At 34.7% G+C, this 16,388-nt stretch carries 13 protein-coding genes; 11 read left to right on the top strand and 2 right to left on the bottom strand.

What is annotated here, in order from left to right; all coding sequences use genetic code 11:
* Nucleotides 1–73 precede the first annotated feature (73 nt).
* The 3 genes from O5O44_RS04450 to O5O44_RS04440 all read left to right on the top strand — a co-directional run bounded on the left by O5O44_RS04450 (nucleotide 74) and on the right by O5O44_RS04440 (nucleotide 2,007).
* Entirely contained in the window at nucleotides 74–856 is a 783-nt protein-coding gene (locus O5O44_RS04450; RefSeq protein ID WP_289195885.1) for a membrane metalloprotease, read from the top strand.
* Between the two features lie 36 nt (nucleotides 857–892).
* A complete protein-coding gene (locus O5O44_RS04445) occupies nucleotides 893–1,471 on the top strand; it encodes a porin family protein (protein WP_289195884.1) in 579 nt (192 codons plus the stop codon).
* Nucleotides 1,472–1,563: 92 nt separating this feature from the next.
* Nucleotides 1,564–2,007, top strand: a complete 444-nt coding sequence (locus tag O5O44_RS04440) for a hypothetical protein (protein WP_289195883.1) — start codon at nucleotides 1,564–1,566, stop codon at nucleotides 2,005–2,007.
* Nucleotides 2,008–2,136: 129 nt separating this feature from the next.
* On the opposite strand, the gene gyrB is transcribed toward O5O44_RS04440, so the two are convergent.
* Both gyrB and O5O44_RS04430 read right to left on the bottom strand, forming a co-directional pair.
* Nucleotides 2,137–4,086 (bottom strand): DNA topoisomerase (ATP-hydrolyzing) subunit B, encoded by a 1,950-nt coding sequence (gene gyrB, locus O5O44_RS04435; protein WP_289195882.1) that lies wholly within the window; start codon nucleotides 4,084–4,086, stop codon nucleotides 2,137–2,139.
* Nucleotides 4,087–4,358: 272 nt separating this feature from the next.
* Nucleotides 4,359–4,526, bottom strand: a complete 168-nt coding sequence (locus O5O44_RS04430) for a hypothetical protein (RefSeq protein WP_289195881.1) — start codon at nucleotides 4,524–4,526, stop codon at nucleotides 4,359–4,361.
* A gap of 786 nt (nucleotides 4,527–5,312) precedes the next feature.
* On the opposite strand from O5O44_RS04430, the gene O5O44_RS04425 reads away from it, so the two are divergent.
* The 8 genes from O5O44_RS04425 to O5O44_RS04390 all read left to right on the top strand — a co-directional run bounded on the left by O5O44_RS04425 (nucleotide 5,313) and on the right by O5O44_RS04390 (nucleotide 16,317).
* A complete protein-coding gene (locus O5O44_RS04425; protein ID WP_289195880.1) occupies nucleotides 5,313–6,416 on the top strand; it encodes a right-handed parallel beta-helix repeat-containing protein in 1,104 nt (367 codons plus the stop codon).
* A gap of 2 nt (nucleotides 6,417–6,418) precedes the next feature.
* Nucleotides 6,419–9,385 (top strand): T9SS type A sorting domain-containing protein, encoded by a 2,967-nt coding sequence (locus O5O44_RS04420; RefSeq protein ID WP_289195879.1) that lies wholly within the window; start codon nucleotides 6,419–6,421, stop codon nucleotides 9,383–9,385.
* Nucleotides 9,386–9,746: 361 nt separating this feature from the next.
* The gene (locus O5O44_RS04415; protein ID WP_289195878.1) at nucleotides 9,747–10,013 is read left to right on the top strand and encodes an Asp-tRNA(Asn)/Glu-tRNA(Gln) amidotransferase subunit GatC; all 267 of its coding nucleotides are present in this window, start codon (nucleotides 9,747–9,749) and stop codon (nucleotides 10,011–10,013) included.
* Between the two features lie 2 nt (nucleotides 10,014–10,015).
* Complete coding sequence (locus O5O44_RS04410; protein WP_289195877.1) at nucleotides 10,016–11,416, top strand: amidase family protein; 1,401 nt, start codon at nucleotides 10,016–10,018, stop codon at nucleotides 11,414–11,416.
* Nucleotides 11,416–14,754: a bifunctional amidotransferase subunit GatB/aspartate--tRNA ligase AspS gene (gene gatB/aspS, locus O5O44_RS04405; protein ID WP_289195876.1), complete on the top strand. Its 3,339-nt coding sequence runs from the start codon at nucleotides 11,416–11,418 to the stop codon at nucleotides 14,752–14,754. The genes O5O44_RS04410 and gatB/aspS overlap by 1 nt, the downstream gene beginning before the upstream one ends.
* 176 nt (nucleotides 14,755–14,930) lie before the next feature.
* On the top strand, nucleotides 14,931–15,323 hold the full coding sequence (locus tag O5O44_RS04400) for a hypothetical protein (protein ID WP_289195875.1): 393 nt from the start codon (nucleotides 14,931–14,933) through the stop codon (nucleotides 15,321–15,323).
* Between the two features lie 6 nt (nucleotides 15,324–15,329).
* Nucleotides 15,330–15,827, top strand: a complete 498-nt coding sequence (locus O5O44_RS04395; RefSeq protein WP_289195874.1) for a hypothetical protein — start codon at nucleotides 15,330–15,332, stop codon at nucleotides 15,825–15,827.
* 154 nt (nucleotides 15,828–15,981) lie between these two features.
* The gene (locus tag O5O44_RS04390) at nucleotides 15,982–16,317 is read left to right on the top strand and encodes a hypothetical protein (protein WP_019386324.1); all 336 of its coding nucleotides are present in this window, start codon (nucleotides 15,982–15,984) and stop codon (nucleotides 16,315–16,317) included.
* Nucleotides 16,318–16,388: the final 71 nt, after the last annotated feature.

Below are 16,388 nucleotides of genomic sequence, written 5' to 3'. Positions count from 1 at the left end.
TTTAGTATTTTTGTTATAACAAACAGCTACCTATTTTACAGGTGGCTGTTTTTAAGAATAAAACTTAACCCTAATGAAATATAGAATTTTAGTAGCATTTTTAACATTAGTGTTTATTAGCGCTTGTTCATCTGATAATTCAGATGATTCAGATAATCAGCCTTCGGTTAATAAAAATTTAAACAGGCAATCTACAGGCAGTTCTGCTAACGATTTATTATCCGATGATGTATTTAAAAGTATGATTATCGAACTGGTTTATGTTGAAGGATTTGAACCTACAGAAACAGCTATTAATAATTTTGTAACCTTTTTAAATGAACGCACCTATAAACCTGGGGGCATTACTGTTGAAAAACGTGCCATTGCTTCTCCTGGACAAGATGTTTATACGATAGAAGAAATTGCGCAAATTGAAAGAGAACAGCGGCAATATTATAACACCCAGAATCAAATCGCAGTTTGGGCTTATTTTACCGATGGAGAGGCAGACACTGACTCAGAAGCTGATAATACCGTAACATTAGGGACCGCTTATTGGAACACGTCTTTTGTAATCTATGAAGAAACCCTTCAAGGATTAAGTAATGGTCCATTAGAGCCTAGTCGCTCTTTATTAGAAACCACTGTTATAAACCATGAATTTGGGCATATTTTCGGTCTCACAAACCTTGGAACTCCTTTACAAAGTAGTCATGAAGATTCAGAACATCCTAAACATTGTGATGAAGAAGATTGCTTAATGTATTGGGCAACAGAATCGGCCGTTAATATCGCGAATATGGGAAATATGAGTTCAGCCCCAGAATTAGATCCTCAATGTATCGCAGATTTGCAAGCTAATGGCGGCAAATAAAAAATTTAACCAAATCAATTTATTAAATAAATCAAAATGAAAACAATTTTAAAAATCGTATTTATTTTTAGTATCGTATTAAATACAAACGCACAAACACATAAATCAAACACCGGAATTAAAGGTGGGTATAACTTAGCCGCTGTAAGTTTTGATGGTGAAACCGAAACAGGACAAAGACATGCATTTCATATAGGATTTTATGGCGAATCTTTTTTATCAGAAAGTGTCGCTTTACAAATAGAATTACTTTACTCGCAACAAGGTTATGAACTGAAAGATGGGGGAGGCACTTTTACTCAAAAATTAGATTATCTCAACCTACCTTTTCTTTTTAAACTTTATCCATATCAATCATTCTTTTTAGAAGTTGGACCTCAAGTAGGAATAGCCGTTTCACATAAAGAAGAATTTGATAGTAACTTCGGATTATTTGATACGTCTCAAGAGTTTGATCCACAAAATTTCGATTGGGGCATGAACTTTGGCGCTGGTTTTAAAACCGAATCTGGCGTATCATTAGGTGTACGCTATCACCTAGGCCTAGGCAGTGTGTACGATGAAGGCAACCCACATAATCGTGTTTGGCAGTTTTCTATAGGCTTTGATTTTTAATTTACAAATTAAGGTAGGGTAAAATACTTTTAAAGTGTCTTATAATTGAAAGCTCGTCAAAGAGCTTAGTAATAATTTAAAAAATTATAATTATGAGAACTATAAAAAATTTAGCATTCATTTTATTTATAGGATTTTCAATTACGGCATCTGCTCAAGAATCTGAAAAAGTAATGGATAAAGAATCTTACTATAAGCAACGTGCACTTGAAGATGCTAAATATGAACAACAATTTAAAGCTGAAACCAAAGCTGAAGAAGAAACTTTTTGGGATGAACAAAAAGCCTATGAAGACGAATTAAAGCGTAAAGATAGAAAAGCATATAGGGCTTATATGAGAGGCAAAAGAGATGCCTACAAAAGTCATTATGCTCATTGCGACAACCATTGTCATCATAGCGATCATTACTACCATCACGCATCTTTTTATTATTACAGATATGATGGGTACTATTATGACAGATATCCAAGAAGAAATTCAATTAATGTAAGAACAAGAATAAGCACACCTAATGTTAGTCTAGGTCTGTTTTAAAAAATAAAATTAGGTTTAATTAGAAGATAATGATTAGTGTTTAGTTAGAGGTTAGTAGTTTGTAAAAAAGCGGCTTTTCAAGAAATTGAAAGCCGCTTTTTGTATTGAAGTTATTAAATTAACTACCGACTAAGCGTCAATATTCGCATAAATTGCATTCTTTTCAATGAATTCTCTACGTGGAGGAACTTCATCTCCCATAAGCATCGAGAAAATTCTATCAGCCTCGGTGCCGTTATCTATCTGTACTAAACGCATGGTTCTAAACTCAGGGTTCATAGTAGTATCCCAAAGCTGTTCTGCGTTCATTTCTCCAAGACCTTTATAACGTTGGATTTTTGCACCATCGCCATACTCTTCAATAATTTCATCACGTTCCTTATCACTCCAAGCGTATTGCTTTTTAGCACCTTTACGTATTAAATAAAGTGGTGGTGTAGCAATGTAGATATGTCCTGCTTCAATTAATTCTTTCATATATCTAAAGAAGAACGTTAAAATTAAAGTAGCGATATGCGAACCATCAATATCGGCATCACACATAATAACCACTTTATGGTATCTTAATTTTGAAAGGTTTAAGGCTTTACTGTCTTCTTCAGTACCAATAGTAACTCCTAAAGCGGTAAAAATATTTTTAATCTCTTCGTTTTCAAAAACCTTATGCGTCATGGCTTTTTCAACATTTAAGATTTTTCCACGTAATGGAAGAATCGCTTGAAATGCTCTATCACGACCTTGTTTTGCAGTTCCACCTGCCGAATCTCCCTCAACTAAAAATACTTCGCATTTTGCAGGATCTTGCTCAGAACAATCTGATAATTTTCCAGGTAAACCACCTATGCTCATTACTGTTTTACGCTGAACCATTTCACGTGCTTTTTGAGCTGCATGACGCGCTTGTGCCGCTAAAATTACTTTTTGTACGATAATTTTAGCATCATCTGGATGCTCTTCTAGATAGTCAGATAACATTTCTGATACGGCTTGACTTACCGATGCAGAAACCTCTCTATTACCTAGTTTTGTTTTAGTTTGTCCTTCAAATTGAGGCTCTTGAACTTTTACTGATACAATTGCTGTTAATCCTTCTCGGAAATCATCACCTGCAATATCAAATTTCAATTTGTCTAATAATCCAGACTCATCAGCATACTTTTTTAAAGTATGAGTTAGACCTCTACGGAAACCAGATAAATGAGTTCCACCTTCATGTGTATTGATATTGTTCACATACGAGTGTAAATTCTCAGCATATGAGGTATTGTAAACCATAGCAACTTCTACCGGAACACCATTCTTTTCACCTTCAAAAGAAATCACGTCTCTCATTAATGGCTCACGAGTGGCATCTAAATACTGGATAAATTCTTTTAATCCTTCTTTAGAATGAAATGTTTCACCTTCAAAAGTTCCATCTTCTTTCTTTGATCTTTTATCAACCAAATGAACCGTGATCCCTTTATTTAAATAGGCTAATTCACGTAATCTACTCGCTAAAGTGTCGTAACTATATTCTAAAGTTTGCGTGAAAATTGTAGAATCTGGCTTAAAAGTAACTGTTGTTCCTCTTTTTTCAGTTTCACCAATTTGTTTTACAGGATATAACGATTTTCCTCTTTCATACTCTTGCTCATAAATTTTACCATTTCTGTAAACGGTAGCCTTTAAATGCTCAGATAAAGCATTCACACAACTCACACCAACACCGTGTAAACCACCAGAAACCTTATACGAATCTTTATCAAACTTACCTCCTGCCCCAATTTTAGTCATCACAACCTCAAGTGCAGAAACACCTTCTTTTTTATGTAAATCTACTGGAATACCACGACCGTCATCTTCAGTAGTAATAGAATTATCTTCATTAATTGTAACGGTGATATTGTTACAATGACCCGCAAGTGCTTCATCGATAGAGTTGTCTACAACCTCATAAACCAAATGATGCAAACCACGCGTACCAACATCTCCAATGTACATGGAAGGACGCATACGCACGTGCTCCATTCCTTCAAGTGCCTGAATACTATCGGCCGAATAATTATGCTCATTAAAAGCTTCTTTTTTTTCGCTCATATTCTTTATTTATCTTAGTTTTGAATTAAGTTTTATATCACAAAAAAGGACGCCTTTAAGCATCCTTTTGAATACAAACAAATATACGAAATATTAAGCCTTTTAGAAAGCATTTCATCGACGCATTCATAAAATTATCAACATTTGTTAATTACTTAAAAGTGTCTTAAATCGTTTAAAAACAACCTTAAATCGCATTTTCATGATTTTTTTTAGTAATAGATTTTGAAAAATTACAAAAGTAGCTGTGCGTTCTTATTTTCGAATTTATACTAGCCTAATATGAGGTACTTTTTGTCATAAATTTCATCAGAATTGAATATTCTTGAGCCCGACCTATTTTCATCAATCATCAAAGAAATCAGATCAAGCCCTTTTAATACTTTCATGTTTTCAATTTCTTCAACTTGAATAGGTTGTTCTATAAACTTAAAACCCATTTGATTTATTGCAAGGGTTTATCCATAATTTCTTTAACATTCTATGCGGCATTAGTATCAATACTAAATATCGAATCTGTTTCTGCTCTTAATACTTTTATGATTTTAACATCCTGCGAAGTGATCAATTTTATTTAATAAATAGACCATAGTGTTTCATTAATTTTTGATTACTTGTTTAAAATAGAATCTTAACCAACCGTATAAATTGTCTTAAGAAACAATATGTTTTTATGAACCAATGATCTAACAAACAGCCCTTTACCACATATGTTTTCGATGAATTGCTCAAAAACAAGGCTATTAGGGAACTTATTGTAAACTTTTATTTGTAAATTTAAGACAGCTATTAATTAATAAATCAACCGAATATGGCAACACTCTCAAAACACCACTGCCCTTAGTCTTCTTTTAATCTTCTTTTAAATAACATTGATTTTTAATATTATAACTATCATCCTCAATTCTGAGTTTTAAACCTATTTTCTAATTTTCCCTAATTAAGTTAATGACTAGAATACCTCTTGTCCTTTAATGGAATGTCTTACGCTTATATTTTAATTTTTTGATTAAAACGAGAGAATTATGAAGATAAATGCGCTATTTAGGCAAAAATGCCTTCGACAACTTTAAAAAGACTTTTTTGTTAAAATCGAATAAATCAAGTCTACAGGTTTAAAACCTAACTCATAAATCCTTCCCAAATTAAATTATAGAACGTAATACAATTACGCTCTAAGGAACTTCCTATTTTTAAATTAAAACTAATTTTTAAAACCAAATATTATGAAAACAATTACTTTTTTTAAACAATTTATCCTTTGTTTTACCTTAGGATTTATGACACTTGCACTTAGTGCACAATCAATTATTACAATTGACAACAATCCCAACTCAACAACTACCTATACAACTATTCAAGATGCATTAGACAATGCCTCAAATAATGATATTATATATGTACAACCCTCTAATTCGACTTATGGTAATGCGATTATTTCTAAACCCATAACTATAATTGGTAGATCGCATAGTGAGACTGCTAAAATCTCAACTTTGGGAACTATTAGTGTGAGAAGCAGTAATGTTGAACTCAAAGGTTTATCTACATCTACTATTTCTTATTCATTAACTGGAGCTCCTGTTGCTCCGCCTTTTGTAGGATTCCGTCTTTATGAGTGCGAAGTAAATAGTAGCGTTAGCCTAGGTACGTTTAATGTACCAGCGGATGATGTTGAATTGAGTGGAAATATCCTTAGAGGAGGAGTAATTGTGGACGACACTGCCAGCAATGTAGAGATTTCCAATAATATTTTGCTATCAAGCTTAACTACACAGCATACACTAACACTAACGGTTCGTAACAATATCTTTCGAGGCACATCAAGTATCTCTATTACAAATAATGATCCGGCAGATGGCACACTCATACTGTTTGACAACATGTTTACTATTAATTGGAATAACAACGGCTTTGTTAATTTAAATAACGGTCCGTTTAACTTAACTAACAACCTAACTTATAATTTTAGTTTTGCTTCTTTAGATTTTCAATCGAATGCCTCAGGTTCTTTCACGGAAACAGGCTCATTATCGAATACGAATCCGTTATTCACAAATGTAGATGATTCAATAAGTCAAAGTTTCGCAGGAACTTCATCAGCATACGATTCAGCATTTAGACCAGAAGATGATTTAACATTGCAAGCAGGTTCTCCTGCACTTACAACTGGTACTGGTGGCGAACAAATTGGTTTGTTTAATAGTGGCTTTAACTTTGAAAAATTAGGAAATCCTAGAGGGTTGCCCTCCTTAGATATAACAAATTATGACGGAGCAGTGCCAAAAAATGGTAATATTAATGTAACTGTTACCTCTAAAGCTTATTAATCATGGGAGCGTTAAAACATAATATACGCTCGCTCTCGGTTTTTTCTAGTTTAACTAAAAACATTTATCAATATTATATCACCATTATTTTATTAATGGTTAGTTTCTGTTTCGAAGCTCAAAACGTTACAAAATTTGAATATTATATTGGTAATGACTTAGATAATGGAATTTGGACCGAAGTGTTAGCTACAACGCCCGCCAATCAAGACATTGCAATTCCTCTTACGGGTTTTGCATCGGGTTTTAATAGACTTAGTATTAGAGCATTTCAAGACATCACGAATACTTGGAGCCTCTATCACTCAGTTAATTTCTATATTAGTGACCCTACAGGTAGTGGACCTATATCCAATTTGAAGGAGGCTGAATATTGGTTTGATTCGGATTTAAGCACAGCCCAACCTATAACTGGAACTCCTAGCGAATTAACTGAAAGTTTTGTTATTCCGATAGGAAGTTTGGATGAGGGATTTCATTCAATAACCATACGAATTAAAAATCAAGATGACATCTGGAGTTTATATGATAAAAGATTCTTTTATGTTCGAGATATTGCTTCTGGTGCGCCTATATCCAATATACAGAAATTAGAATACTGGTTCAACAACGATCCTGGAATTGGTGGAGGTACCGAAATAGATATTGCAGATGCTCCTGGATATACAGATTCAGTTGTCATTCCTTTAGGATCACTCGATGATGGTTTTCACGAAATTAGTATCAGAGCTCAGAATTTAGACGGATCTTGGAGTTTGTTCGATAAAAAGCGATTCTTTATTATTGATGCTTCTGAATTTGCATCACCAGCACCATTGGATGAAATTGAGTTTTTATATGATGCCGAATTAGGCTTTGGAACAGGAATACCACTAGCGTTTACAGCAACAGGTAATCCTGATGAATATTTAGTAGAAATACCTACCGATTTGGTGACATGTGACTTACATGATGTTTGGATTAGTATGAAAAATACGGATGGCAATTATTCATTATATAAAATTTTAGATGATGTTGATGTATTTGACAACCTTCCTCCAACTATAGTTGTATTTCCAAATATTACGGCCGAATTGGATGCAAATGGGCAAGCTTCAATAACTTTAACTGATGTTAATAATGGCACTTTTGATGATTGCGAATTGGTCTCTGTGGTTCTAAACCAACCCCAGTTTGATTACACATGCGCCAATTTGGGAACAAACTCCGTAACCATAACCGCTACTGATGCCGAAGCTAAAGTAAGCAATCAAAACATTGACATTACAGTAGTTGATTTAATTCCACCTGTCGCGGTTGCTCAAGACTTATCGGTTCAATTGGATGCTAATGGTAACGCCACCATTACAGGAGCGCAGATTGACAATGGTTCTACGGACAATTGTTCAGTAACTAATTTTTCGTTGGATGTCTCTAGCTTTGACTGTAGTGACCTTGGAGCAAACACAGTAACCTTAACCGCAATAGACCAAAGTGGGAACAACAGTACCAATGCGCCAACAGCAACTGTTACAGTTCAAGATCTACTAAAACCAACAGTTACAACACAAAACATCACTGTTCAATTGGATGCTACTGGAAATGCATCCATAACAACATCACAGATTGACAATGGCTCAACAGACAACTGTACCATCAGTAGCCAAAGTTTGGATATCACATCCTTCACTTGTGCCAATTTGGGACCAAATATTGTCACCTTAACAGTAACGGACCAAAGCGGGAATTCTGAAATAGGCACGGCAACTGTGAATATTCAAGATACAGTAAAACCAACGGTTGCCACACAAGGGCTTACCGTACAATTGGATGCTTCTGGAAATGCCTCTATAACTGCTGCTCAAATTGATAATGGATCAACAGACAACTGTAGTATCAGCAGCCAAAATTTAGATATTTCTACGTTTACTTGTGCCAATTTAGGGGCTAATACGGTAACCTTGACAGTAACGGACCAAAGCGGGAATTCTGAGACAGGAACTGCTACAGTTATTGTAGAGGATAATATAAATCCTGTTGCCATCACGCAAGCTTTTACAGCACAATTGGATGCCAGTGGTAATGCAACGATAACTGCTAACGATGTTGATAACAGTTCTACAGATAATTGCGCCGTAACTACAAAATCAATAGATGTTTCAAGTTTTACTTGTGCTAATCTTGGTCCTAACACGGTGATGTTGACTGTGGAAGATGCCAGTGGTAACTCAAATACTGCTTCCGCCACGGTTACCGTAGGAGATTCTGTAAACCCAACTGTAGTAACCCAAAACATCACGGTGCAACTAGATGCTTCAGGTAGTGCTTCAATTACCACTGGGCAAATTGACAATGGCTCCACTGATAATTGTAGTATTTCGAGCAGCAGTTTAGATATTAGTTCATTCGATTGTAATGACTTAGGTTCGAACACAGTAACACTTTCTGTAATTGACCAAAGTAACAATACGGGTACAAATACAGCTACGGTTACCGTAGAGGATAATATAAACCCGATTGTCATTGGTCAAGATATCACGAGAGATTTAGCAGGAAATGCATCAGTTACCATTGTAGCAAGCGAAGTTGATAATGGTTCTTCTGATAATTGTAATTTCACGTTATCCATTGATCAGGATACATTTAACACTGTAGGTGACTACCCAATTGTTTTAACAATTACGGATAGTGCTGGTAATATGAATTCAACCACAGTAATAGTAACTATCATAGACACTTTAGGTGTTGAGGATTTCCATATTTCAGCTAAAAACATTCAATTGTATCCGAATCCAACTCAAGATGATTTGATTATTTCAACAAACCTCATCATTGATTCCATAGATACTTATGATGTAAGTGGTCGACATATTAACCAAATTATTAAACCAGGCACCGAAATCGATGTTAGAGATTTATCTGCTGGAGTATACTTTCTAAAGTTCAGAGTTGAGAATACATTTGTAACGAAACGCATTGTAAAAGAATAACATCATAAATCAATTTAATCAATAACCTATAAATCCCCTTAATTGGGGATTTTTATTTAATAATTTATCTTTATTGAAGGTATCCAAAACAATCATTGATAAATCACGACAAATCGCTTATATAATCAACAAATTTTCTTTAAGTTTTTTAATAATTCAATAATAGATGTTAGGATATCAGAAAAAATTGTGTTTACTCTATTTTTCTACATATATTTGACCTCGTTATCAAATCAATGAGAAATAATAACAACAATAATAATTTCAATAATCCTAATTTATAGGACAGGAAGGTTATTGTTTAAAAATATATAAAGCCTTCCGAATTCGGAAGGCTTTTTTTAATCTAAAAAATTAAGACATGGGCAAAATTATGACAGTAGACGTATTGTCGAGCATTAAAGGGGCACAACCTAGTGAGGCGGTGAACAAATTGTTTGAAGTTATTAAAAACGCCAATACTTCAAATAATACTTTTAATTCTAATCATAATAATAGCGTGCCTTTAGATGATTTAAGAGAAGATGTTGTTATTGAAAGTTCCGCTGTAGAAAAACAAATAATTATTGAAAATTTCCCAAAAGAAAAAAATGGTTTTCTGGTGGTTTCTAAAGTAATCGAAGAATAATTATGGACTCTCAAATACACAAAATTCACCAACAACTGGTAAATAAAGAGATAACTTGTACGGCATTAGTGCAAGACAAACTCAAAAGTTTAAAACAAAACACCAATAATACGGTTAATGCTTTACTAGATGATTTGGCACTTAATTTAGCCGCTAAGGTTGATGCTAAAATTGCTCAAGGTGAAAGCATCGGTTTGTTAGAAGGTATTCCTTTTGGCATTAAGGATGTTTATATGGTTCAAGGCACCTTGACCACGGCGAGTTCAGAATTACTTAAAAACTACAAGTCGGCATATACGGCTACGGCTATTCAAAAGTTACTAGATGCTGGCGCTATACCTTTGGTAAAAGAAAACTGCGACAGTTTCGGTCATGGTTCCTCTAGTGAAAATACTATTTTCGGAGCGGTTAAAAACGCCATAAATCCGGATTTAGTCGGAGGTGGATCTAGTGGTGGTTCTGCAGTAAATGTTGCTAAAGATTATACCGTGTTTTCTATTGGCGGGGACACCGGAGGTTCAGTTAGACAACCAGCTGGTTATAATAATGTTTATGGCTTAAAACCAACATACGGGCGAATTTCACGCTACGGATTAATGGCGTATGCATCGTCAACAGACTGTGTTGGCCCCATAGCAAAATCCATTGAAGATATTCGAATCGTATTGAATGTGATGAGTGGCAAAGACCCGAAAGATCAAACTACTTACGCTTCTGCGGAAATAGCTCAGGATGCCATTTCAGATGCTAAAGACATAAAAACCGTTGGGTATTTTAAAAACTTTCTAGAAAATGACGCCATTGATGCTCAGATAAAATCTGATTTTCTATCGGCTATTGAGAAAATAAAAGCCCAAGGCTTTCAAGTGAAAGCATTAGATTTCTTTGAATCGAACACTTTGGTTTCAACGTATTACACATTGGCTATGGCGGAAACTGCTTCTAACCTTTCAAGACTAGATGGCACCAATTACGGCAACCGAATTGAAGCTGAAAACTTAAAAGAAACCTACGCTGTAACGCGTTCAGAGAATTTTTCAGAAGAAACGAAACGCCGAATTGTTGGTGGTAATCAAGTATTGTCTCAAGGTTTTTCAGATGAAATTTATTTAAAAGGGTTAAACCTTCGCGATCAAATTTCAGAAAACTTCGAGAATGATTTCAAAGAAGTAGATATCATCATATCTCCAGTAACACCAAACACACCACCAAAAATTGGAGACAGCTTAAAAGACCCTTTAGCCATGTACTTATCTGATGCGTATACGGTTGGATTTAGTTTGGGTCAATTACCAACCTTGACAGTGCCACAAGGTACTGCAACAGGTTTACAGATTACCGCAGCAAAAAATAACGACGAACTTGTTTTGAAGTTTGCTAACTTCTTAAAAGACACGATATAATGGAATTGGAGCAATTAAATGATTTATTAAAAAAGCACGAACTAGAGTTAGTTATAGGGCTTGAAACCCACGTGCGTTTAAATACGAATACAAAATTATTCTGTTCTTGCCCAAATCAAGAAATAGAAACCCCAAACCAAAATATATGCTCGGTTTGTACAGGACAAATGGGTGTTTTACCAGCCATTAATAAAGAAGCGATTAAAAAGGCAATTTACTTTGGTAAAGCGGTAAAATCAACCTTTGAAAATGAAGTGATTTCTTGGGACAGAAAGCATTATGAATATCCAGACAACCCAAAAAATATTCAAATAACACAGTTTCACCATCCGGTAATTCCAGACGGACAAGTTTCGTGTTTTAGAAATGATGGCAGCCAGTTTACTGTAAATCTAACACAAGTTCATATTGAAGAAGATGCAGCAAAATTAATGCACGAGAAAAAAATCTCCTTGGTAGATTTTAATAAAGCTGGAGTACCGCTAATAGAAATTGTTACCGAACCTTGTATTCGTCATATTGAAGATGCATCCATCTACGCGCAATACATACAACGTATTGTTCAGAATTTAAAAATAAGTGAAGCCAACCTTGAAAAAGGAGAGTTTAAATCGGATGTTTCTGTGTCGTTACGCAAAAGAAGAAGCTACGAGTTAAACCCACGTACTGAAATAAAAAACCTCAACTCGTTTAAATTTATGGTTGATGCTTTAAAGGAAGAAGTTGAAAAACAACTTAACTATTTCCTTGAGCATAAAGAATTTAGACCCGACCAAACCACGGTTTTATGGGATGCCGAATTGAAGCAAACCAAAACCATGCGTAAAAAGGAATTTGAGGCCGATTACCGATTTATATCAGAGCCCGATTTGCCTTTTGTAAACATTAAAAACGTTGTAGAATCCATTGATGTCGATGTTAGCTCGTTACCATTTGCAGTTGAATCTATTCTAATAAAAGGTGGTGTTTTACCTCAAGATGCAAAGTTTTTTACAGCCGATTCGTTGCGTTCTGAAACTTTCATAGCCATAAACAATGTTATAAAAGACCCTTCGTTTGTTGCTAAAACTTTAGTTAACAATATTGGAGCAGATAACTATGGCGGCATTCATAGAATTGATCATTTAATTGAAATTTTTCAGCTTTTTAAAGAGGAAAAAATAACTTCCGTATTGGTTCAAAATGCGATTACGTCTTATTTAAAAGACCGTACTTTTGATTATAACAAGTATTTTGATGAAAATACCATTTCCGAAGAAAAAATATACGAAGCTATTGCGAAAGTCATTTCTGAAAATGAAGCTATTGCCAACGATATTAAAGCCGGAAACCAAGGAAAAGCAGGTATTTTAGTTGGTAAAGTTATTGGCATTATCGGTAAGGGCGCTTCAGGAAAAGTTATTCGTGAGGGGGTTTTGAATGCACTTGCTGGGGATACTGACGGAAGACCAAAGACCGAAGACGGAAGTACGACTCAACAACAAACAACTCAACAACAAACAACAAAAAAAGAGGACGAGGTTTTACAGCAAATTCCTATTGTTGTAAAAGACGAATACCGAACACATTTAATTACAGACATTTCAGATGACAACATTTCTGAAAAAGTCACCTTTTCTGGGTGGGTTTCTAGTGTGCGCGATCATGGAGAATTGATTTTTATAGATTTAAGAGATTCTAGTACTGAGAAATTCCAAGTGCGCTTAAGCAGAGAATCTTTCCCTAATTTAGACGAGCTCGTAAAACTGAAACCAGAATCGGTTATTTCGGTTTCAGGAAACATCGTACAGCGAAAAGAAGATGATTATAACACTGCTTTACGCACCGGAAAAATAGAATTAGAGGCTTACCATTTAGATATTTTAAACCTATCTAAAACCTTGCCTTTTGAAATAAAACGTGCTACAAAAACCAATGAAAATGTGCGTTTTCAATACAAGTATTTAGACCATAGAAATGACGATGTACGTCGCGTGATTGTAAATCGCCATAAAGTAATTAAACTGATGCGCGACATTTTAGATGAAGAACATTTCCTTGAAATAGAAACACCTATCTTAAGTGCCGGAACCGATGAAGGTGCCCGCGAATTTATAGTGCCATCTAGAAAGCAAGCCGGAGCATTTTACACTTTACCGCAGGCACCACAACAATTTAAACAAATGTTGATGGTTAGCGGCTACGAAAAGTATTTCCAATTGGCTCGTTGTTTTAGAGACGAGGATTCTCGTGGGGATCGTCAACCAGAATTTACACAATTAGATATTGAAATGGCTTACGCCAGCATGCAGCAAATAATTGATTTGAACACCAACATGTTCAATAAAATTGTTGAAAAAATATATGGCAAAAAATGGATTTTACATCCGTTTGAAGTCTTAACCTATAAAGAAGCCATGGACGATTATGGTTGCGACCGTCCAGATTTACGCTTCGGTTTAAAACTTCAAGATATTACCGACATTGTTAAAGACACCACGTTCCAAGTATTTAGTAAACCTATTGATGAAGGTGGAATCGTAAAATGTATTAAAGTGTCTGCCCAAGAACAAGGAAAGAAGCGTTTATCAAAAGGGCAAATAGAAAAACTAACAGCTACGGCCCAACAACATGGTTTAGGTGGATTAGCTTACATTATTGTAAATGAAAACGATTTGCAATCGCCGATAATTAAGTTTTTAGGTGAAGATATTGCTGCAGGCATCATTAAAGCTACAGATGCACAAGTTGGAGATATTGTATTTTTCTCAGCTGCCGATTATGCCACTGCCAATAAAGCTTTAGACGCTGTGCGTCAAGAATTAGGAAGCATGCTGAAACTGATTAATCCTAAAGAGTTACGTCCGGCTTGGGTAGTTGATTTCCCAATGTTTGAAAAAACTGATGATGGCCGTTGGACCTTTACCCATAACCCGTTCTCGATGCCAGCCATTTACGACATTGAAAAACACATGAATGGTAAAGAAGACGAAATTGGTTCTATCATCGCCCAACAATACGATTTGATATTAAACGGTTACGAAATTGGGGGTGGTTCTGTACGTGCGCACAAACCAGAAATTCTAGAGGCCACTTACAAAAATATGGGCTACAACAAAGAAGAGATGATGAAGAGTGTTGGCACCATGTACAAAGCGTTTCATTATGGCGCACCACCGCACGGAGGTATAGCTTGGGGTGTAGACCGTTTAATGATGATTTTAGAGAAAAAAGCATCCATTAGAGAAGTTATGGCATTCCCGAAAACAGGAACTAGCGACGATTTATTATTTGGCGCACCTTCGCTTTTATCTGATAAAAAAGTGGAGGAAATGAATGTGAAAATCATGCGAAAGTAAAACTCTTTTTACAAGTCAAATTAAAATTCCCAGCAGCCAACTGTTGGGATTTTTTTGTGGGAAATATTAACTATATTTACAAGGCACATTTTATTAAAAATGCAACCATATCTGAACTTGTCAAGAGGAGATTGATAATACAGGTTTCTTTAAAACACGTTGGCAACAATACTGAAATGACAGATAAATTTCGAGAATATAACTTTGAAGAATGGCTTTTGTTATCGGAAGATGACAAAAGAAAAATAATAAATGACTATTGGAATCCTTTTAAACCTGAAATCGGACAAAAAACTCGGGAGAAAATAATTCAAAACTTTAAGGAAAAAATAACTGACAAAATTGACTATTGCGAATTTAGGTACTTTGGATTTTATGCAAGTGCATTGTTTGTAATACCAAATAATTCAAAAACGAGAATTCCAACTTCATTTGCTGGATTGACAATTAACAAAGGAAAAATAAAAGAGAAACTGGAAGATGACTTATGGAAAATAAAATGGACACATTCTGGAACTGAAGAACTGAAAATAAATAAAAGTACAGTTGGCAACAATGTTTGGCAATAATTTGAAATGAGAAACTTCAGTACAGAAAAAGACAAATTATTATCAGATTTAAACTCTGAAATTAAAGACAATCCACAAAATGAAATTCTAAAATCTTTAAGTCGGATGTTAGAATCTTACGAATATATTTCTGACTTAAATGGAATTTTAACCAACATTGTTATTGATTGTCTCGGTTTTGAATTTGAAATCGGCCGAAAATTAATCGAGTTTGAAAAATATTTCTCGGACTATTCAAATTCAATTCGTTCGGATGAATTGAGAAGTTTAGCAAAAAAATTAATTAAAGAAAACACGCGAATAACGTTTTATGGAAAAGCTTGGTCTGAAAATACAGCTGACTGGATTTATTTTGACAAAGTGTTTGACTTAAAAAAGATACGGAATAAATTTTCATTCGGAGAAAATATAATTGAACACCAGAATTTAGATAATAAATCTGGATTGGAAAGTGGATTTATAGACAAAAACACAAACGAGGGAATAATGGGAAAAGTAAAATAAAAACTATTGCCAACACCGTAAAAAAAAATTGCTAGTTTTAGCTAAACCAAAGTTAGTTGCTCGTTTGCCAGCTTCTAATTTTTCTTCGGAAAATCCTCGCACACAAACATGCAACTTTCCTTAAACAACAACGTGTTACAACAATTAAGACCAAATGAATAGAAAGAATAAAATCATCAGAACCTGGAAAGGATGGACTTCATTAGAAAACGCACCTCTTTATGAAAGTATGCTTATCAATGAGGTGTTTCCAGAAGTGAAAAGAAAGGGTGTGGAAGGTTTGGAGAAAGTTAGTATTTCGACAATGGAAAAGAATGATGAAATGGAGTTTTTTCTTATCCTACAATTTGATTCGTTGGATTCGGTAAAAATGTTTGCGGGTGAAAAATATGAAATGGCATATATTCCAGATAATGCAAAACGTGTTTTAGCGAGATATGATAAAACCGCTAAGCATTTTACCTTGAAAGAAGAATTAATATTAAAATAAAACTGTTGCCAACAATGGCAATAAGTAATGGCATGTTCTCGCCTACTTCCGAAAAACCACGTAGATTTTTT

The organism is Algibacter luteus, assembly GCF_030344935.1.
In the GTDB taxonomy this organism is placed as follows: Bacteria; Bacteroidota; Bacteroidia; order Flavobacteriales; family Flavobacteriaceae; genus Arenitalea; species Arenitalea lutea.
Note: the sequence above shows the minus strand (reverse complement) of the source record. Positions and strands in the feature narration are given on the sequence as shown.

Bases quoted from the DNA above. Each gene is read 5' to 3' on its own strand.
- O5O44_RS04450 (WP_289195885.1), top strand. From the start codon at position 74: ATGAAATATAGAATTTTAGTAGCATTTTTAACATTAGTGTTTATTAGC.
- O5O44_RS04445 (WP_289195884.1), top strand. From the start codon at position 893: ATGAAAACAATTTTAAAAATCGTATTTATTTTTAGTATCGTATTAAAT.
- O5O44_RS04440 (WP_289195883.1), top strand. From the start codon at position 1,564: ATGAGAACTATAAAAAATTTAGCATTCATTTTATTTATAGGATTTTCA.
- gyrB (WP_289195882.1), bottom strand. From the start codon at position 4,086: ATGAGCGAAAAAAAAGAAGCTTTTAATGAGCATAATTATTCGGCCGAT.
- O5O44_RS04430 (WP_289195881.1), bottom strand. From the start codon at position 4,526: ATGGGTTTTAAGTTTATAGAACAACCTATTCAAGTTGAAGAAATTGAA.
- O5O44_RS04425 (WP_289195880.1), top strand. From the start codon at position 5,313: ATGAAAACAATTACTTTTTTTAAACAATTTATCCTTTGTTTTACCTTA.
- O5O44_RS04420 (WP_289195879.1), top strand. From the start codon at position 6,419: ATGGGAGCGTTAAAACATAATATACGCTCGCTCTCGGTTTTTTCTAGT.
- O5O44_RS04415 (WP_289195878.1), top strand. From the start codon at position 9,747: ATGGGCAAAATTATGACAGTAGACGTATTGTCGAGCATTAAAGGGGCA.
- O5O44_RS04410 (WP_289195877.1), top strand. From the start codon at position 10,016: ATGGACTCTCAAATACACAAAATTCACCAACAACTGGTAAATAAAGAG.
- gatB/aspS (WP_289195876.1), top strand. From the start codon at position 11,416: ATGGAATTGGAGCAATTAAATGATTTATTAAAAAAGCACGAACTAGAG.
- O5O44_RS04400 (WP_289195875.1), top strand. From the start codon at position 14,931: ATGACAGATAAATTTCGAGAATATAACTTTGAAGAATGGCTTTTGTTA.
- O5O44_RS04395 (WP_289195874.1), top strand. From the start codon at position 15,330: ATGAGAAACTTCAGTACAGAAAAAGACAAATTATTATCAGATTTAAAC.
- O5O44_RS04390 (WP_019386324.1), top strand. From the start codon at position 15,982: ATGAATAGAAAGAATAAAATCATCAGAACCTGGAAAGGATGGACTTCA.